Origin of the sequence: Streptomyces niveiscabiei (assembly GCF_001419795.1) — a bacterium.
Lineage (GTDB): Bacteria > Actinomycetota > Actinomycetes > Streptomycetales > Streptomycetaceae > Streptomyces > Streptomyces niveiscabiei.
Window position 1 is genome coordinate 1 of record NZ_LIRL01001165.1, and the last position, 3365, is coordinate 3365.

A 3365-nucleotide genomic window follows, 5' to 3' on the forward strand; every position below is an offset into this window, starting at 1 on the left:
GTTCCTCGCGTCCGCCGCGACCGTCGTACCGCAGTTGCTCGTGCCGTTCGTCGCCGAGCGGGCGCCCGCCGATCGCCGGGCTCGGCATGTCGCCGCCGTCGTCGCCGGGCTGTTCACGGGGATCGTCGCGGCGGACGCGAGGAACACGGCGACGCCGAGCACGCCCGCGCTACCGGCCAGCGCTCCCCCGCCGAGCGCGACGGCCGTGACCAGCGACAGCACGCCCACGATCCGCTGCCGGTTCACCCGGTCCCCGAGCGGCGCGAACGCCAGCAGCCCGGTGGCGTACCCGAACTGGGCGACGGCCGCGATCCAGGCGACCGAGGAGGCGGACGTCCCGAAGTCCCGCGCGATGAGGGGGAGCAGCGGGATGGCGAGGTAGATGTTGGCGGCGGTGACGGCCGTGCAGAGGGCGAGCAGCGGCAACAGGAGGGCCTGGGGCGCCGAAGACGCCGGCGCCTCCGAAGGCACCGACGACACCGATGGCGGTGATGACACGGAAGACATGGAGTGTTCCCTCGTACGGACAATCCCACAACCAACCAGTTGGTTGGTTACGTTGCCAACACTCTGCACCCACCCCTCATTCCCTGTCAACCAACTAGTTGGTTATCCGCAGCCCCCGCTACCCTGATCCCATGGCAGTCAGAGACCCCGAGGCCACCAAGGCGCGCATCTTCACCGCCGCCGTCGCCGAGTTCGCCCGGTACGGCATCGCGGGCGCCCGCATCGACCGCATCGCGACCGAGGCGAAGGCCAACAAGCAGCTCATCTACGTCTACTACGGCAACAAGGCGGAGCTGTTCACGCAGGTCCTCAGCCGCAGGATGGTCGACCTCGCCGCCGCCGTCCCCGTCGACCCGGACGACATCGACGGCTGGATCGACCGCCTCATGGACTACCACGCGGCCAACCCCGACCTCCTGCGCCTCCTCTACTGGGAGGGCATCGAGTACGGCACGGCCGAACTCCCCGACGAACAGGCCCGCCGCGAGCACTACGCCCACAAGGTCGACGCGATGCGGGACGGCCAGGAACGCGGCGTGATCACCGACGCGATCCCCCCGGCCGACCTGCTCTTCCTGATCATCTCCCTGGCCAACTGGATGACGGTCGTCCCCCAGATGAGCCGCATCCTGGCAGGCGGCGAGGAAACGGACCGGGACAGGCTGAGGTCGTCGATCAAGGAGGCGGCCCGGAGACTGACCGCGAAGTGAGGTACGTCGCGAAGGGGCCCCAAGTCCCCCCGCGCAGAACCTAGTTCGTCCCGATCCTGGCCAGCAGGTCCACGATCCGCGACTGCACCTCACCGCTCGTCGAGCGCTCCGCGAGGAACAGCACCGTCTCCCCGGAGGCGAGCCGGGGCAGGTCGGGCTGCTCGACGGCCGCCGTGTAGACGACCAGCGGCGTCCGGGTCAACTGCCCGTTCGCGCGCAGCCAGTCGAGAATCCCCGCCTGCCGACGATCGACCTGCATGAGGTCCATCACGACGAGGTTCGGCCGGAACTGCCCCGCCAGCATCACCGCGTCCGCGTCACTCGCCGCGCGCGCGACCTGCATCCCGCGCCGCTCCAGCGTCGACGTCAACGCGAGCGCGATCTCGGCGTGTTCCTCGATGAGCAGGACGCGCGGCGGATGCTGATCACTGTCCCGAGGCGCCAGCGCCTTGAGCAGGACGGCCGGATCGGCCCCGTACGCGGCCTCCCGCGTCGCCTGCCCCAACCCGGCCGTGACCAGCACCGGAACCTCCGCCGCGACAGCCGCCGTACGCAGCGACTGCAACGCCGTACGGGTGATCGGCCCCGTCAGCGGGTCCACGAACAGCGCCGCCGGGAACGCGGCGATCTGCGCGTCCACCTCCTCGCGGGAGTTGACGATCACGGGCCGGTACCCGCGGTCGCTCAGCGCCTGCTGCGTCGTGACGTCCGGCGCGGGCCACACGAGCAGCCGACGCGGGTTGTCGAGCGGCTCCGGCGGCAGCTCGTCGTCCATCGGCTGCGGCCGGGGAGTGTCGGCGACCTCGACAGCGCCGCCCGGCCCGTCCAACGGCTCCGGCCCCTCCGCCGCGTTCGAATCGGGCGCCCCTATGGCGTACGACCGCCCGGCCCCCTCGGTCCCCGGCGCGAGCCGGGTCTGCCCGGCGAGGGAGGGATGGGGCAGCGGGGGCGCGGGCACCTGCTCGGCAGGCGGATGAGGCCGTGCCTCGGGCCCAGGCGGAGTCCCCAACTTCCGCCGCCGCCCCCCAGAAGTCCCCTGCCCCTGCTGGGCCTGAGCCTGCGGCTGCTGAACCTGAGCCGCCTGCCGCGTGAACGGCACCCCCTGCCCGAGCGTCCGCACACTGATCGCCCGCCCCTGCGTGGAGTTCGGATCCACCGCCTCAGCCGGCAACGGCTGCGCGGGCGGCGCCTCGGCGGGCAACGGCATAGCGATATGCCCGGTGTGCCCCGGCTGCGGCGGCAACGGAACGTGCCCGGTCTGACCGGGGGCGGGGTGAGGCTGGGGGACGCCGGGTACGGGACTGCCGGGCACGGCGGCATCGGGCACGGCGGCACCGGGAACTTGGGCGCCGGGTACGCCGCTGCCGGGCGCGCCTGCGCCGGGGGCACCAGCGCCGGGTACGGGGATGCCGGGTGTGCCTGCGCCGGGAACTGGGGCGCCGGGTACGGGAGTTCCGGGCGCGCCCGCGTTGGGTACGCCCGTGCCGGGTACGAGGTTGCCGGGTGTGCCTGCGCCGGGGGCGCCAGCGCCGGGTACGGGGATGCCGGGTGCGCCTGCGCCGGGAACTTGGGCGCCGGGTACGGGAGTTCCGGGTGCCCCCGCGTCGGCCGCGCCCGCGCCGGGTACGCCGGTCTCGGGCGGGACGGCAGCGGGTACGGGGCTCTGCGCGGCCTGCGCGGGGAGGGACGCCGGGTTCGGTGTGGGGGTCTGTCCGGGGAGCTGCGCCTGGGCCTGGCCGGCGACCTGGGCCTGTCCCGGAATCTGCGCCTGCTGCGCCGCAACCTCCGCGCTCACGCCCTTGCCCTCATCGGCATCCGCACCCGGAGGCACGGCCACGGCCCGACGCCGCCGCCCCGTCGGCGCACTCGCCGGGTGCGGCTGGGGCGGGGTGTGATCACCGGCCTGGTCGTGGGCCACACCATCGTGCCGCCCGACGTGCTCGGCACCCTCGGGGGCGACGGGCTGGGCCTGCGCGGGGAGTTGGGGCTGTCCGGGGGCCACGGGCTGGCTCTGCGCCGGGAGTTGGGGCTGGCCGGGCGCGACGGGCTGGCTCTGCGCCGGGAGTTGGGGCTGTCCGGCGACCTGGCCCGGTGCGACGGGCTGGGCCTGCGCGGGGAGTTGGGGCTGTCCGGGGGCCACGGGCTGGC

3 protein-coding genes are annotated in these 3365 nt (G+C 73.8%); 1 reads left to right on the top strand and 2 read right to left on the bottom strand.

Going from position 1 to position 3365, the window contains the following annotated elements; translation table 11 throughout:
- Nucleotides 1-507 (bottom strand): MFS transporter (locus AOK24_RS41530; RefSeq protein WP_159052182.1); only part of this gene is annotated, 507 nt, incomplete at its 3' end.
- Between the two features lie 131 nt (nt 508-638).
- Here AOK24_RS41530 and AOK24_RS41535 point away from each other — a divergent pair.
- Entirely contained in the window at nt 639-1217 is a 579-nt protein-coding gene (locus AOK24_RS41535) for a TetR/AcrR family transcriptional regulator (protein ID WP_055725065.1), read from the top strand.
- A 40-nt stretch (nt 1218-1257) separates the two neighbouring features.
- On the opposite strand, the gene AOK24_RS47010 is transcribed toward AOK24_RS41535, so the two are convergent.
- A partial coding sequence (locus AOK24_RS47010; RefSeq protein WP_478078790.1) for a response regulator occupies nt 1258-3365 on the bottom strand: 2108 nt, incomplete at its 5' end.